At 35.2% G+C, this 1,439-nt stretch carries 1 protein-coding gene; it reads right to left on the bottom strand.

Annotation, left to right across the window (positions count from 1 at the left end; all coding sequences use genetic code 11):
• Nucleotides 1-2: 2 nt before the first annotated feature.
• The coding region (locus AOG55_RS04485) for an MFS transporter (RefSeq protein WP_236688972.1) at nt 3-1,439 on the bottom strand (1,437 nt) is incomplete at its 5' end.

The raw sequence follows: 1,439 nt of genomic DNA, 5'->3' as shown, positions 1-1,439 counted from the left end.
TATTAAAGTTCTTCAGGTGCATCAATTGAGGTTTCCTCAAGCGATTTTCTTTCTGTTTTTACATATTCTGGCTTAAATATGTATAATAATGTTACAACAATAAATGCCAGTGCAAAGAAGGTGCCTGCAATCCAGCCTATATATACAATGCCTATAGATACTATTAATGGTGTAAATAACCCAAATATGCCCGCCTCAAATCTCATTGTAAACCACACAAATCCCTGCCCAGAGTTTCTTAAACTGGTTGGAAAATGCTCTATGGATAGCAATCTTGTTGTTGGCCATACTCCAAGACCCTGGCCTATACCAAATAATAAAAATGATGTTAAAAGTACATATACATTCTTTAAGAACGGAGGGTATATTAATAAAAAGAATGATAATGCGGACATAACCGCACTTGTAAGATATAATGGTACACGCCCAATTTTATCAGATAAATAATAGAATATTAAAAGGCCAGGAACTATTGCACTTCCAAAATATATGGCCTCAAATGCATATGTGTCCCTAATGCTTACTATATGTATGGAGCTAAATATATAAGGGAAAAATTCTCCATAGGTTGAGGCGGGTATTCCCCACATTAAATATAAAAACCATGCTAAAAGCATAAAATATCCATATTTTTTGAATAGCTCTTTATAACTTCTTATTCTCAATTTTTCCTTTTTTCCAGAATTTATATTTATATGTAGCATCTTTGCAGATCTTTCTAGGTCATTTTTATTGCCTTTCATTATATCAAATCTTGGTGATTCCGTTAAACTTCTTCTCAATATCCAGCTAATAAATGCTATTACACCAAGCATTATCCATATTGTTCTGAATAAAACCATACCTGTATTGTATAATAATATTGCCACTGCAAGCTCAACAAGAACACCAACATACCACATTATAGTTGTTATGCTCATTAGCCTTCCACGGTAATTTTTTGGTGAGTATTCTGATATAAGGCTCCATGAAGTTGGCACATCGGCACCAACGGCTATACCAACCAGTGCATAGAATATCATGGCCCATATTATATTAAAAATTCTTGATAAGAATATTCCCGTAATTGCAAGCAGAATTGCGGAAACACCATATAATATCATATCTATCTGATATATGTACTTCCTTCCAAATTTATCACCAAGCCTGCCAAAAAACAGTGCACCAAATGCGGCTCCAAGGAGTGTTATTAATGCTGGCAAGCCATCTTCTATAGTGGTAAAATGCAGTAAGGTTCCAATTGCAAGAAGTGTTATACCTGTTCCTGCAAGCATGCCGGCATCAAGAAAATCACCAATGCCCGCTATTAGTGTCCATTTAAAATGTGTTTTTGAAATAGCAGCATCATCATACATATCAGTTTCGGTGATGTCGTCAACAAGGAGCACCTTTTTGCCAGACATGTCATAATTTGTTTTACCTGCAAGCACTGCCTTTCC

The sequence above is a fragment of the Acidiplasma cupricumulans genome, assembly GCF_001402935.1.
GTDB lineage: Archaea > Thermoplasmatota > Thermoplasmata > Thermoplasmatales > Thermoplasmataceae > Acidiplasma > Acidiplasma aeolicum.
Note: the sequence above shows the minus strand (reverse complement) of the source record. Positions and strands in the feature narration are given on the sequence as shown.